11 protein-coding genes are annotated in these 14323 nt (G+C 71.8%); 3 read left to right on the forward strand and 8 right to left on the reverse strand.

What is annotated here, in order from left to right; translation table 11 throughout:
* Positions 1-30: 30 nt before the first annotated feature.
* Positions 31-1659, forward strand: coding sequence for an acyl-CoA synthetase (locus tag ACWGI6_RS10655; protein WP_453267143.1), 1629 nt, complete (start codon positions 31-33; stop codon positions 1657-1659).
* A 66-nt stretch (positions 1660-1725) separates the two neighbouring features.
* Here the strand turns inward: ACWGI6_RS10655 and ACWGI6_RS10660 are convergent, their stop codons facing one another.
* On the reverse strand, positions 1726-2355 hold the full coding sequence (locus ACWGI6_RS10660) for a chorismate mutase (protein WP_453267144.1): 630 nt from the start codon (positions 2353-2355) through the stop codon (positions 1726-1728).
* A gap of 111 nt (positions 2356-2466) precedes the next feature.
* On the reverse strand, positions 2467-3165 hold the full coding sequence (locus tag ACWGI6_RS10665) for an alpha/beta fold hydrolase (protein WP_453267145.1): 699 nt from the start codon (positions 3163-3165) through the stop codon (positions 2467-2469).
* Positions 3166-3286: 121 nt separating this feature from the next.
* Here ACWGI6_RS10665 and paaK point away from each other — a divergent pair, with 121 nt between their 5' ends.
* Entirely contained in the window at positions 3287-4603 is a 1317-nt protein-coding gene (gene paaK, locus ACWGI6_RS10670; protein ID WP_453267286.1) for a phenylacetate--CoA ligase PaaK, read from the forward strand.
* 97 nt (positions 4604-4700) lie between these two features.
* On the opposite strand, the gene ACWGI6_RS10675 is transcribed toward paaK, so the two are convergent.
* From ACWGI6_RS10675 to ACWGI6_RS10700, 6 genes are all read right to left on the reverse strand, one after another.
* A complete protein-coding gene (locus tag ACWGI6_RS10675) occupies positions 4701-5588 on the reverse strand; it encodes an alpha/beta fold hydrolase (protein ID WP_453267146.1) in 888 nt (295 codons plus the stop codon).
* A gap of 242 nt (positions 5589-5830) precedes the next feature.
* On the reverse strand, positions 5831-6631 hold the full coding sequence (locus tag ACWGI6_RS10680) for a VOC family protein (protein WP_453267147.1): 801 nt from the start codon (positions 6629-6631) through the stop codon (positions 5831-5833).
* Positions 6632-6743: 112 nt separating this feature from the next.
* Entirely contained in the window at positions 6744-8294 is a 1551-nt protein-coding gene (locus ACWGI6_RS10685; RefSeq protein WP_453267148.1) for a fatty acyl-CoA synthetase, read from the reverse strand.
* 140 nt (positions 8295-8434) lie between these two features.
* Complete coding sequence (locus ACWGI6_RS10690) at positions 8435-9994, reverse strand: acyl-CoA synthetase (RefSeq protein ID WP_453267149.1); 1560 nt, start codon at positions 9992-9994, stop codon at positions 8435-8437.
* 19 nt (positions 9995-10013) lie between these two features.
* Positions 10014-11117 (reverse strand): NAD(P)H-dependent flavin oxidoreductase, encoded by a 1104-nt coding sequence (locus ACWGI6_RS10695; RefSeq protein ID WP_453267150.1) that lies wholly within the window; start codon positions 11115-11117, stop codon positions 10014-10016.
* Between the two features lie 141 nt (positions 11118-11258).
* The gene (locus ACWGI6_RS10700; RefSeq protein ID WP_453267151.1) at positions 11259-12830 is read right to left on the reverse strand and encodes a phytoene desaturase family protein; all 1572 of its coding nucleotides are present in this window, start codon (positions 12828-12830) and stop codon (positions 11259-11261) included.
* Between the two features lie 179 nt (positions 12831-13009).
* Between ACWGI6_RS10700 and ACWGI6_RS10705 the strand changes: the two genes are divergently transcribed.
* Positions 13010-14317 (forward strand): glycoside hydrolase family 27 protein, encoded by a 1308-nt coding sequence (locus tag ACWGI6_RS10705; RefSeq protein WP_453267152.1) that lies wholly within the window; start codon positions 13010-13012, stop codon positions 14315-14317.
* Positions 14318-14323: the final 6 nt, after the last annotated feature.

Here is a 14323-nt window from a genome sequence, read left to right on the forward strand (position 1 = left end):
AAGCCGACGCCCGCCCGGTCTGGAGGAGACGTGGAGTACAACCTTGCCGACCTCTTCGAGTCGATCGTCGACACGGTCCCCGACCGCGAGGCGCTGGTGTACATCGACCATCCGGGGACCGGCAGCGAACGGCGGCTGACCTACGCCGAGCTGGACCGCGCCGCCAACCGCCTGGCCCACCACCTCGGCGACCGCGGCATCGGCCCCGGTCAGCACGTCGGACTGCACCTCTACAACGGCGTCGAATACCTCCAGGCCGTCTACGCCTGCCTGAAGATCCGGGCCGTCCCGGTGAACGTCAACTACCGCTATGTTGAGGAGGAGTTGGTCTACCTCTACCGGGATGCCGACCTGGCGGCGCTGGTCTTCGAAGCGGAGTTCACCGCGCGGGTGGCCGCCGCCCTCCCGCAGGCACCCGGGCTACGGCATCTCGTACGGGTCGGCACTCCGCCCGCCGGCGCCCCCGAGCCACGGATCGCACCCGTCGCGCTCGCCGACGCCGAGGCCGCCGGCTCCCCCGCGCGCGGCTTCGGGCCGCGCTCCGCCGACGACCAGGTCGTGATCTACACCGGCGGCACCACCGGTATGCCCAAGGGCGTGATGTGGCGCCACGAGGACCTCTTCTTCGCCGGGATGGGCGGCGGGGCACCGACCGGCGAGCCGGTGCAGCGGCCGCAGGAGCTGGCCGAGCGGGTCGCGGCCGGCGGCGACGGGATCGTCTTCTTCCCCACTCCCCCGCTGATGCACGGCACCTCCACCCTCACCGCGTTCATCGCCTTCCACTTCGGTCAGAAGGTCGTCATCCACCGCAAATACGTGCCCGAGGAGGTGCTGCGGACCATCGAGCGGGAGCGGGTCACCAGCGTGTCGCTGGTCGGCGACGCGATGCTGCGTCCGCTCGTCGATGCGCTGGGCGGGCCGCTCAAGGGCACCGACTGCTCCTCGCTGTTCAGTGTCAGCAGCTCCGGCGCGATCCTCTCCGAGACCGTACGCGCCCAGTTCAGTGCGCTGGCCCCGCACGTCATGCTGCTCAACAACTTCGGCTCGTCCGAATCCGGGTTCAACGGCACCGCCACCGACGACTCGGGCCCCGCCAAGGGATTCCGGCTGCACGTCAACTCCCGGACGGCGGTGGTGGATCCGGCGACCTACGAGCCGGTTCCGGCCGGCGAGGTGGGCCGAATCGCGCTGCGCGGGCATGTCCCGCTGGGCTACTACAACGACCCGAAGAAGACCGCCGAGACCTTCTTCGAGGCGCACGGTGACCGGTGGGTGCTGCTGGGCGATATGGCGACCGTCGACGAGGCGGGCATCGTCACCGTTCTCGGCCGGGGCTCGCAGTGCATCAACTCCGGTGGGGAGAAAGTCTATCCGGAGGAGGTCGAGCAGGCGCTGAAGGCGCATCCGGACGTCTATGACGCGCTGGTGGCGGGCGTGCCGGACGAGCGGTGGGGCCACCGAGTCGCGGCCGTGGTCCAACTCCGCCCCGGCGCGGCGCCCTTGGACCTGGAAGGCCTGCAGCTCCACTGCCGGACCCGGTTGGCGGGGTACAAGATTCCGCGCGCCGTCGTCTTCACCGAGCGCATCCAGCGCTCGCCCAGCGGCAAGGCGGACTACCGCTGGGCGAAGGCGGTGGCGGCGGGCGAGCGGACGGGCTGAGCCGGGCGGACGGGCCGAGCCGGGCGGACGGGCCGAGCCGGGCGGGCCGCCGGGCCCCGCCATGGGTCAGGTTCGGGCGCAGACCGACCGCAGCGAGCGGGCCAGTGCCACCGTGTGCAGCCCGTCCAGGTGGCGCTCATGGCGTACCTGCGCGGCGGCCGCGGTCAGCAGCGGAGCGCAGTACGGTGCCGAGCGGGCGTGCGGGGAGCCGGCCAGGGCCCGCACCAGCGCGCCGTTGATGCCGTTGATCTCCTTGCGTACCTCCTTGAGGTCCGGCCGCCCGGTCGGTGCCTGCGCGGGGTCCGCGTCCCACCTGCGGTGCAGCCCACGCTGCACGATCTTGCTGGCCTCGATCTGGTCCCGGAAGATCCGCACCGTCGCCGCCGGATCGGCGCCCAACTGCCGGGCCTGTTCGGCCACCGTGTTCAGCACCTCCTGCTCACGGGCCGGGTCGTCGATGGGCGTGCCGGTGCCCCACTTCGCCGCGGCCACCAGGTCGCCGGTGGCCAGCCGCTCCGCGGACAGTCCGGCGAGCGGCCGGAGTTGGCCGTACGGGGAGTGTCCGCCGGCGGCCGACGGTGCGGCCGCGGCCGACGGGGCGGCCGGTGCCGCGACGGCCGTGCCGGTTCCGGTGAACAGGACGGCCGCGGCCGCGCCGGCGGCCAGGGCGCTCCGCATCGAGGGGGTCAGGTGCACGGTCGGCGGCCTTTCTCGAACCCCGGGAAAGGCCCGGGGAGTTCAGGGGACGGCGTACGGCCGTGAGCCTAAGGGAACCGGGCGGCCGGGCGCAGCGGGCCGCCCGGCAGCCTATGAGTGCGGCGCGAGGAACGAGTTGACCGCGGCGAGGAATTCTCCGGGGCGCTCCTCGTGGACGAGATGACCGGCACCCTCCACCGTCACCAGGCGGGCATCGGGGATCCGCTCGACCAGCTCGGCGAGGTGTTCCTGAGGGATGTGGCCGGACTCGCCGCCGGCGATGACCAGGGTCGGTGCGGTGATCTTCTCCAGCGCTTCCCACCACACGGGGTCGGGCGCATTGCGCTCCGCCACCACCGCGAGCTTGGCCTGCCAGTCGAACGGCTGCGGACCGGCCGGCTGCTCCGGCGCCTCCTGCGGCGGGTCGGCGGGCAGCGGCGGAACCGCTTCCTCCAGGACCAGCCGGTCCACCAGCTCGGGCCGCTCCGCGGCCAGCAGCAGTGCGGCCACCGCGCCCAGTGAGTGCCCGACGAGGGTCACCCGCTCCAGGCCGAGCGCCTGCAGGAAGCCGATCGCGTCGTCCCGCCACCGTTCGAAGCCGTACTGACCGGGCCAGTCGCTGAGCCCATGGCCCCGCTGGTCGACGGCGTAGACCCGATGGGTGCCGGCGAGCCGGCCGACGACACCGCGCCAGTCCTCGCCGTCCTCCCCGAGGCAGTGCAACAGCACGGCCGGGGGCGCGTCCTCCTCTCCCCACACCCGGTACGCCAGCTGGACCTCACCGACCTGCACTTTCTGGACGTCACTCATGTGCCGGACGCTACCCGGGAGGTGTCTGCGCCACGCCCCTTGACGTGTTCGCCGCGCGCTGATTACTTGGATCAGCATGTGGCTACCGAATGATCGGTAGGGAAACGAGGCGGTGAACTCCATGCCGGAAACGGCTACGGGCAGTGAAACGTTCGATGAGGCGGAACGACTCTCCGCGGACGCGTTGCACGCCCTGCAACTGACCCGGCTGCGCGCCTCGTTGCAGCATGCCTACGACCACGTCCCGTTCTACCGGGAGTCCTTCGACCGGGCCGGGATGCATCCCCAGGACTGCCGCTCGCTCGGCGATCTCGCCCGCTTCCCGTTCACCGTCAAGGATGATCTGCGCGCCCAGTACCCCTTCGGGATGTTCGCCGTCCCGAAGGAGAAGGTGCGGCGCATTCATGCCTCCAGCGGCACCACGGGCCGCCCGACGGTCGTCGGCTACACCGAGCGCGATCTGTCGCACTGGGCGGATGTCGTCGCCCGCTCCCTCCATGCGGCCGGCGGGCGCCCCGGCCACACCGTCCATATCGCGTACGGATACGGCCTGTTCACCGGCGGTCTGGGCGCCCACTACGGCGCGGAGCGGCTCGGCTGCACGGTCGTCCCGGCGTCCGGCGGAATGACCAGCCGGCAGGTGCAGATCATCCAGGACCTCCGGCCCGAGATCATCATGGTCACGCCGTCCTACATGCTCACGCTGCTCGACGAGTTCGAGCGGCAGGGCATCGATCCCCGTACGACCTCGCTCAAGGTGGGCGTCTTCGGCGCCGAGCCCTGGACGCAGGAGATGCGCCGTGAGATCGAGGAGCGGTTCGCGATCGACGCCGTGGACATCTACGGCCTGTCGGAGGTGATGGGCCCCGGCGTCGCGCAGGAGTGTGTGGAGACCAAGGACGGGCTCCACATCTGGGAGGACCACTTCTATCCGGAGGTGGTCGACCCGATCACCGGTGAAGTGCTGCCGGACGGTGCGCACGGCGAGCTGGTGTTCACCTCGCTCACCAAGGAAGCGATGCCGGTCATCCGTTATCGCACCCGTGATCTGACCCGGCTGCTGCCCGGTACCGCACGCGCCGCCTTCCGCCGGATGGAGAAGATCACCGGACGCAGCGACGACATGATCATTCTGCGTGGGGTCAATCTCTTCCCCGCGCAGATCGAGGAAATCGTGCTGCGGACGCCCGGCGTCGCCCCGCACTTCCAGCTGAAGCTGACCCGGGAGGCCCGGATGGACCGGCTGACCGTGCGCGCCGAGGCCCGGCCCGGCGCGACCCCTGAGGTGCGCACGGTCGCCGCCGGGCTGATCGCACGCGGTGTCAAGGACGGGATCGGGGTCTCGGTCGCGGTCGAGATCGTCGACCCGGAGACCCTGGAGCGCTCGGTCGGCAAGATCAAGCGCATTGTGGACGCCCGGCCGCGGGACAAGGCGTAGGAGCAAGGCCGGCCGTCCTCCGGGGCCCGTTCGCCGGGGGGTGGAGGCCGGAATCCCGCGGGAGGTTCGGCGGGGCAGGGCGCGGCCGATGGGCCGCTCAGCCCGCCGGGTCCGGGCGGCCGGCGAGGTCGGCGAGGTCGGCAAAGGCCGCCCGGACGGCCTCGGGGTTCTCGATCCAGGGGAAATGGCCGGCTTCCGCGATGGGGCGGTGCAGGATGTGCGGCCCGTGGAAGCCCGGCCCGTCCTGCCAGAGCCCCTGGTCGACGATGTGGTCCCGGTCGCCGCTGACGATCAGCGTCGGCAGGGCCCGTGGTGTCCAGCGGGCCCGGTAGCTGTCGTCGAAATGGGCGTCGGCCCAGGCCACCGCGTCATGGCAGTACGGGAGGTCCGTAAGGAGCGCCCGGCCGTCGGCCGACGCGGACCGGCTGAAGTTCCATGGCGCGGCGGCGAGCGTCAGGGCACGCAGGGTCCGGTCGTCCGGCTGCCGGGCGTAGCGCTCGGCGGCGGTGTCGACGCCGGGGAGCGGGTGGTCCTGTGCGTAGCGGGCGAAGGCGGGACGCCAGCCGGCGTGCGGTGCGCTGCTGATCAGCGCCATGCCACGGAGATGTGCCGCGAGTTCCGGGACGGACAGCAGGAACATGCCCCCGGTGGAGTGGCCGACCATCACCACCTCGTCCAGCGCCTGCGCGGCCTCCAGCAGGGCTCCCGGCCAGTGGGCGTAGGGATCTGCGGGAATCGCCGGAAGTCCACGGTTGGAGCCGTCGCCGGGCAGATCGACCAGCCAGGCGGCTCCGGGGACCCGGGCCGCCGCCACCAGGCCGAGCAGGGACTCGGAGCCCAGTCCTGGTCCGCCGGGCACGAAGAGCCAGTTCCCGTGCCCGTTACCGGAGGTGACCTGGCGCAGCCGGACTCCCGAAGCCGTCCACCACTCCTGCCGCTCCTGCCGCTCCGCTCCCACCGCGTCCGCGCTCCGTCCTGCGGTCATGCGTCCCTCATGCTTCCCTCATCCGTCCCACTGCTCCGGGGGACGATAGGCGCTGGTGACCGTTGCGGGTCCGGCATTTTTGGCTGCGCGGCGCGGGGAACCTGCCGCGCCGACGCGACGGCTCGCGGCCTGTGCGCACCGGCGGGCGGGCCCGGCGGGCAGACGGGCAGGCGCGGCCCCCTCGCGGCCGGGCGCCGCCGGCTCGCCGCACCCGCGAGGCACGGGCAGGACGCGGGGTCGGCTCAGCTCATCGTCGGGTCTCCCTTGATCAGCGCGAACGGGGCTCCTGCCGGGTCCTTGAGCATGGCCAGCCGGCCGACGCCGGGGGCGTCGGTGGGCGGGATCAGGGTCGTGGCGCCGTGGTCGGTGGCCGCGGCGAAGGTGGCGTCGCAGTCGGTCACACCGAAATACGGGTGCCACTCCGATGTCGAACCGGCCTGCAGATTCTCCTTCGGCAGCTGCATGATGCCGCCGTGCCCGGTGTCGTCGCCCTTGCCGCCGCCCGGCGCGGAGATGACGGAGTAGATCAGGTCGCCGCCCATCGGCATGTCCTGACAGCCCCAGGAGAAGACCGAGCGGTAGAACTCCTTCGCCGCGGCCGCATCGGTGGTGTACAGCTCCGTCCAGCACAGCGTGTTCGGCTCCATGACCGCCTCCAGGCCCTTGACGTCGCCCGGCTGCCAGACGGCGAAATCGGCGCCGGTCGGGTCGGTGAAGGCGGCCAGCCGGCCCGCGGTGAAGACATCCATCGGCGGGACGCGTACCGACCCGCCGGCCTGCTCCACCGCCTTGACCGTGGCGTCCGCGTCGGGGGTCTGGAAATACACCGTCCAGGCGGAGCGCGCGCCCTCGTCCGTCAGCGGGCCGACGGCGCCGACCGTCTTGCCGTCGAGCTGGAAGAAGCCGTACCCGCCGGCGTCCGGGCCGGCCGACTGGAAGGTCCAGCCGAACACGGCGCTGTAGAAGGAGACGGCGTCGTCGATGTCGGGGGCCCCGAGGTCGAGCCAGTTCGGTGTGCCCGGGACGTAGTTGGTCGTCAGCATGGGTGGTCCTCCGTCGCACGGATCGTGAACTTTCACGGCTGTTTCCCGCCGTTTCTCAGCATGGCAGGGGGCACTGACAACCGCCCTTCACGCACGCCGTGCCGGGCCCGGCTCAGGGCGCGCCGAACCGTGCGCGCAGCTCACGCTTGAGGACCTTGCCGCTGGCGTTGCGCGGCAGCGCATCCACGAACATCACCCGTTTGGGCGCCTTGAACGGCGCAAGGCGGGCGCGGGCCGCCGCGATCAGCTCCTGCTCCCCCACCGCCTCGCCGCCGTCCTCGTCCCCGGCACCGCCCGTGCCGTCCGTACGCCGTACGACCACCGCGGTCACCGCCTCGATCCAGCGCGCGTCCGGCAGCCCGATGACCGCGACCTCGGCCACCTGGGGATGCTCGTAGAGCACATCCTCCACCTGGCGCGAGGCGACCAGTACACCACCGGAGTTGATGACGTCCTTGACGCGGTCGACCACCGTGAAATAGCCCTCCGCGTCACGGACGGCGAGGTCCCCGGAGTGGAACCAGCCGTCCCGGAACGCCTCGGCGGTCTCCTCCGGCTTGTCCCAGTAGCCGGTGCACAGCTGCGGGGAGCGGTAGACGACCTCGCCCCGGGTGCCGTCCGCCACCTCCCGGCCCTCCTCGTCCACCACCCGCGCCTCGACGAACAGCACCGGCCGCCCGCAGGAGTCCATCCGGCCGTCGTGTTCGCCGGGGCCGAGCACGGTGGCCAGCGGCCCGATCTCGCTCTGCCCGAAGCAGTTGTAGAAGGCGAGTCCGGGCAGCCGGGCGCGGAGCCGCTCCAGGACCGGCACCGGCATGATCGAGGCACCGTAGTAGGCCTTGCGCAGCCCGCTCAGCTCCCGGGCGGTGAAGTCGGGGTGGTTCGAGAGCGCGATCCACACGGTCGGCGGTGCGAACAGGCTGTCGGCCAGGCCCTTTTCCACCAGGTCGAAGATCCGTGCCGGCTCGGGCCCGTCCAGGATGGTGTTCTCCGCGCCCACCGCCAGGTAGGGCAGCAGGAAGACATGCATTTGCGCGGAGTGGTAGAGCGGGAGCGAGTGCAGCGGCCGGTCCGTCTCCTTCAGGTCGAGGGCGACGACCGCGCTGGTGTACTCGTGTACCAGGGCACGGTGCGTCATCATCGCGCCCTTGGGCAGCGCGGTGGTCCCCGAGGTGTAGAGAAGCTGGACGAGGGCCTCGTCGGACACCTCGGTCGCCGGCTCGGCGTCGGCCGGCTCGTCGTGGGCCGCGAGCCGCTCCAACAGCCCGTCGGGCGCCCCGTACAGCGGCATGGTGCGTACGGAGTCCGGCAGCCGGTGCGCGAGCGCGGCGTCGGTGAGCACCAGTGAGCTGCCCGACTGCTCCACGAGGTAGCGCAGATCCTCGCCGGTGAGGCTGTGGTTGACCGGCACATGCACCAGTCCGGCGCGGGCGCAGGCCAGGAAACCGATCAGATACGCATCCGAGTTGTGGCCGTAGGAGGCCACCCGGTCTCCGGGCCGGAGGCCGGCCGCCCGCAGTACCCCCGCCGCGGCGGTCACCGCGTCGTCCAGCTCGCGATAGGTCCAGGCCCGGTCCGCGTACCGCACCGCAGTCCGCCCGGGCACCCGGCGGGCGCTGCGCCGCAGGACTCCGTCGACCGTATTGCTCCGCGCTTGCGTCATGGCGCGATCCTCGGCCGCCCCTCATCGCCGGTCAAGCCACCTGACCGGAGTTCGGGGACGGCGGCCGCCCGCGGGCGTGTTGTCCGCCGGCTGTCCGGGCACCGGGCATCGGCACCCGGCACCCGGCACCGGGGCACCCGCTACACGGCGCGCTCCCGCCCCTCCCAGTACGGGTCACGCAGCCGGCGCTTGTAGAGCTTGCCGTTGGGGTCGCGTGGCATGACGGTGATGAAGTCGACCGTCTTCGGCCTTTTGTAGCCGGCCAGTTGCCGCGCGCAGTGGGCCAGGATCTCGGCGGCCAGCCCGGGCCCGGGCACCTGGCCCTCGGCGGGTTCCACGACGGCCTTGACCTCCTCGCCCCAGTCGTCGTGCGGGATGCCGAAGGCGGCGGCGTCGGCGACCGCGGGGTGGCCGAGCAGGGCGGATTCGATCTCGGCGGGGTAAATGTTCACCCCGCCCGAGATGATCATGTCGATCTTGCGGTCGCGGAGGAAGAGATATCCGTCCGCGTCCAGGTACCCGAGGTCGCCGACGGTGAAGAAGTCACCGATCCGGTTCTTCTTCGTCTTGCCCTCGTCCTTGTGGTAGCGGAAGCCGCCGGTGCTCATCTTCATGTAGACGGTGCCGAGTTCACCCGCGGGCAGCCGGTTTCCGTCGTCGTCGAAGACCGCCAGTTCGCTGATCGGCCAGGCCTTGCCGACCGTCCCGGGCTTCTTGAGCCAGTCCTCGGCGGTCGCGAAAGCGCCACCGCCCTCGCTGGCCGCGTAATACTCCTCGACGCAGTCCCCCCACCAGTCGATCATCGCGCGTTTGACGTGGTCGGGGCAGGGTGCGGCGCCGTGGAGGGCGTGCCGCATCGAGCTCACGTCGTACGCCGCGCGGGTCTCCTCGGGCAGCGCGAGCAGCCGGTGGAACTGGGTGGGCACCATATGGGTGTGGGTGCAGCGGTGCGCGTCGATCAGCGCCAGCATGCCCTGCGGCGTCCACTTGTCCATCAGGACGAGGCGATGGCCGAGGTGCAGCGAGGCACCGGCGAACTGCAGGACGGCGGTGTGGTAGAGCGGCGAGCAGACCAGATGGACATTGTCGTCGAACGGGGTGATGCCGAAGATGACGAGGAATCCGCCGAGGTAGGCGTCCTCGGGCGCGGTGCCGGGCAGCGGGCGGCGGATACCGCGCGGGCGTCCGGTGGTGCCCGAGGTGTAGTTCATGACCCAGCCCAGTGTGCGGTCCCCGGGTGCGGACTCCGGCTGCCCGTCGAGGAGTTGGGCGTACGACCGGAAACCGTCGATGTGACCGACGGCATGGCGGTGGGAGGCCGGCAGCCCTGCCTCGTCCGCGGCGTGCCGGGCCGCCTCGGCGAACCGCTCGTGCGCGATCAGCACCTTCGCCCCGGAGTCGGCGACGATCCAGGCGATCTCCGGGCCGACCAGGTGGTGGTTGACGGGGACGAGGTAGAAACCGGCCTGGGACGCGGCGAGATACGCGGTGAAGAACTCGACGCCGTTGGGGAGGACCACGGCGAACGCGTCGCCGCGCCGCAGGCCCGCCGCGCGCAGCCCGTGGACCAGTTGGTTGCTCGCGGCGTGCAGCCGGCCCGCGGTCCACTCCTCGCCGTCCGGGGCGATCAGGACGGTACGGTCCGGGTCGGCGGTGGCCTGCGCCCAGAAGCCGTTGGGCGGTGGGGAGTCTTGGGTCATTCCGCAGTCCTCCTCGTGATCAGGCGCGTCCGGCAATGCGGTTGATGCGGTCGATGGCCCGCTCGAAGCCACGGGTGAGGTCGTCGAAGACGGCCTGTACGCTGCGTTCACTGTTCATCCGGCCGACGATCTGGCCGACCGGGGTGCCGAGCAGCGGCTCGACCTCGTGCCGCTGGATACGGGAGTTGGCCTCGGCGACCAGCAGCCCCTGCAGCGGCATCGGGAGGGGGCCCGGGCCGTTCGGTTCGTCCCAGGCGTCGGTCCATGCGGTGCGCAGCTGGCGGGCGGGTTTGCCGGTCAGGGCGCGGGAGCGGACGGTGTCGCCGGGACCTGCGGCGAGCAGTTTCGCGGTCAGCCGCCGGGAGTGCAGATCGGCTTCCTCCGTGGTCAGCCAGAGCGAGCCCAGCCAGACGCCCTGTGCGCCGAGGGCGAGCCCGGCGGCGATCTGCTCACCGGTGCCGATACCGCCCGCCGCGAGCACCGGCAGCGGGTCGACGGCGGCCACCACCTCCGGGGTGAGGACCATGGTGGCGATCTCGCCGGTGTGCCCGCCCGCCTCGTAGCCCTGGGCGACGACGATGTCGATTCCGGCGGCCTTGTGGTGCAGAGCGTGCCGCGGACTGCCGGCCAGCGCGGCGACGAGGATGCCGTGGTCGTGGGCGCGCCGGATGATGTCGGGCGGCGGGGAGCCGAGGGCGTTGGCCAGCAGCTTGACCGGATAGTCGAAGGCCACATCGAGCTGGCTGCGGGCGACCTGCTCCATCCACCCGGTGATCCGCCAGCCGGACGCCTCGCCCTCCGCGAGCCGCGGCACCTGGTGTTTGTCGAGGAGCTCGGTGACGAAGCGGCGGTGCCCCTCCGGGATCATCGCCTCGACCTCGGCCTCGGTGACGCCCTCCACCTTCTTGGCGGGCATCACCACATCGAGCCCGTACGGGAGCCCTTCGGTGTGCTCCTGCATCCAGTCGAGGTCGCGCGCCAGCTCGTCCGGCGCGGTGTAGCGGACCGCGCCGAGCACCCCGAACCCGCCGGCCCGGGTGATCGCCGCGGCGACCGCGGGGAAGGGCGTGAACCCGAAGACGGCGTGCTCGACTCCCAGCGTGTTGCTCAGCTCCGTCTGCATGGGGCGAAGGATGCCGCAGCGGGCCGTACGAGGGAAGAGAGATTCTGATGCGGCGTCAGAAACTTGGCGCCGGGCCCCGGGACGGGCGGCGGCGCCCCCCGGCCGTCCCGGGACGACGCCGGGGCGGCCGGTCCCCGCCCCTCACTCCTCCTCCAGCACCGCCATCGCCGCGTTGTGCCCCGGGATACCGCTCACTCCCCCGCCGCGTACCGCGCCGGCACCGCACAGGAGAACGTTGGGGTGGGTGGTCGCCACCCCCCAGCGGGCCGGGGCGGACGGGGCGTCGCCGAGGGCCTCGTCCGAGGGGTCCGCGTACGGAAAGGCCAGATCGCGGTGGAAGATATTGCCGCCCGGCAGGCCGAGTTCGCGGTCCAGGTCGAGGGGGGAACGGGCCTCGATGCAGGGGCGGCCGTCGGCGTCGTGGGCCAGGCAGTCGGCGAGCGGTTCGGCGAGGTGGCGCTCCAGTTCGGCGAGGGTGGCCGTCAGGAGGCGGTCGCGGGTGGTGTCGTTGTCGGCGGTGAACAGGCTCGCGGGGGCGTGCAGCCCGAACAGGGTGAGCGTCTGGTAGCCCTGGCGGACCAGGTCGGCGCCGAGGATCGAGGGGTCGGTGAGGGAGTGACAGTAGATCTCGGACGGCGGGGAGGCAGGGAGGGTGCCGGACGCCGCCTGCTGGTAGGCGCTCTCCAGTTGGCCGTAGCCCTCGGCGATATGGAACGTGCCGGAGAACGCCTCCCGTGGATCCACGCGGGTGTCACGCAGCCGCGGCAGCCGGGTCAGCAGCATGTTGACCTTGAGCTGGGCGCCCTCGGCGGGCGGCGGCGGGGCCTCGCCCAGCAGGCGGGCCAGCTCGCGCGGGGCGGCGTTGACGAGGACCCGGCGGGCGCCGACGGTGCCCTGGTCGCAGGTCACCTCCGCGGTCCGGCCGTCCGTGGCGATACCGGTCACCGCACAGTCGGTGACGATCTCCGCCCCGGCGCCGCGGGCGGCGTCGGCCAGTGCGTCGGTGAGGGCGCCCATCCCGCCGATGGGGACGTCCCAGTCGCCGGTGCCGCCGCCGATGACGTGGTAGAGGAAACAGCGGTTCTGACGCAGGGACGCATCGTGGGCGGTGGCGAAGGTGCCGATGAGGGCATCGGTGAGCACCACACCGCGGACCAGGTCGTCGGTGAAGGTCTCCTCGACCACCTCCCCCAGGGGACGTTCGAACAGGGCGTGCCAGGTGGCGTCGTCGTCGACCGTGGCGCGGAGCGCGGCGCGGGTGGGGAGGGGCTCGGTCAGGGTGGGGAAGACGCGTTCGGCGAGGCGCGCTGTGGTGCCGTAGAAGCGCTGCCATGCGGTGAACTCCCGGTCGGAACCGGTGAGTTCGGCGAAGGCGGTACGGGTCCGGTCCTCGCCGCCGCCGACGAGGAGACCGGTGGGGCGGCCGTCGCGGACGACGGGGGTGTAGGAGGAGACGGTGCGTTTGCGGACCGCGAAGCGCAGACCGAGGTCCCGCACGATCTTCGGCGGCAGCAGGCTGACGAGGTAGGAGTAACGGGACAGCCGGGCGTCGACCCCGGCGAATGCCCGGGTCGACACGGCGGCACCACCGGTGTGGTCCAGCCGCTCCAGCACCAGCACGCTGCGCCCGGCGCGTGCGAGATAGGCGGCGGCCACCAGTCCGTTGTGCCCGCCACCGACGATGACCGCGTCATACGAAGTCCGTTCCGGCATGCCCCTTGGTAGCACGCGGTGATCTCGGTCGCCAGGTGCAGGCGGCTGAAACCTTCGCCCAGGTCGGTGCGGCTTCTTGACCGGGCAGGGGGCTGCTCCTAGCGTCCGGCCGTGCTCCGCCCCGGCACCGCGCCCGCCGTCCTCTCCTCAGGCCGTCCCGCCCACCCGTGAGGTGACCCGTGTCCCACTCGTCGGTACCCCGCATCGGCCGCACCTTCGCCGGACTCACCGCCGTCGCCGCCTGCTCGGCCGGGCTGCTCGCGTCCCCCGCGCCCGCCTCCGCCGCCCCCGGTACGGGCCGTGCGCCCGGCGCCCGGCACGCCGCCGGCGGGTATCCGAATCTGGCCCCCAGACCCCCGATGGGCTGGAACAACTGGTCCTACTACATGTGCGACATCAACGAGAAGACCGTCCTCGACAATGCGCGCGCACTGGTCCGTTCGGGGCTGGCGCGGCGCGGCTACCGCACCGTCACCGTCGACGACTGCTGGATGGGCAGACAGCGCGGCCCCCAGGGCGAGCTGACGGCGGACCGGGCGAAGTTCCCGCACGGCATGGCCTACCTCGGGCGGCAGCTGCACGAGCTGGGGCTGAAGTTCGGGATCTATGAGGATGTCGGCACCCTCACCTGTGAGAAATACCCGGGCAGTCTTGGCCATTTTCAGCAGGACGCCGAGCTGTTCGCCCGTTGGAAGGTCGACTACGTCAAGGCGGACGGCTGCAATGTGCCCGTCGCGTCGGGGCACACCAAGGAGGAGACCTACCGGGATCTGTACGGGCAGATGAGCCGTGCGCTGCGGGCCACCGGCCGCCCGATCACCTTCTCGGTGTCCGCACCGGCCTACTTCCAGTTCGACGGCGACAGCGTCTGGCACCGGGTCATCGACTGGTCGGCCGAGCTCGGCAATCTGTGGCGGGGCGGGCGGGATGTGGCGCTGCAGAAGAGCACACCGGAGGCGAAGTGGTCCTCCATCGTCTACAACTTCCGCTACAACGCGCGGCTGGCCGGCCTCCAGCGTCCGGGGCGCTGGAACGACCCGGACTTCCTGCTGGCCGGCGACACCGGCCTGACGCAGCGGGAGATGCAGAGCCAGATGTCGCTGTGGGCGATGATGGCCGCTCCGCTGATCTCCAGCACGGATCTGGACCACCTGTCCCCGGCGGCGCGCAAGGTGCTCGGGAACAAGAAGGTCATCGCCGTCGACCAGGACACGCTCGGCGTCCAGGGAACCGTCGTACAGCAGGACGACGGCTCCGCGGTACTGGCCAAGCCGCTGAAGAACGGCGACCGGGCGATCGCCCTGTTCAACTCGGGCGGCGCGCCACGGACGCTGTCGGTCACGGCCGAAGCGGCCGGACTGCCGGAGGCGGACTCCTACCGGCTGCACGATCTGGTCAGCGGCCGTCGTAGCCGCGGCGGCGACACGATCGTGGCGCGCGAGGTGCCGCCGCACAGCACGGTGCTCTACCGCGTCACCCCGGACTGACCGGGT

The organism is Streptomyces sp. NPDC054786 (assembly GCF_053611685.1).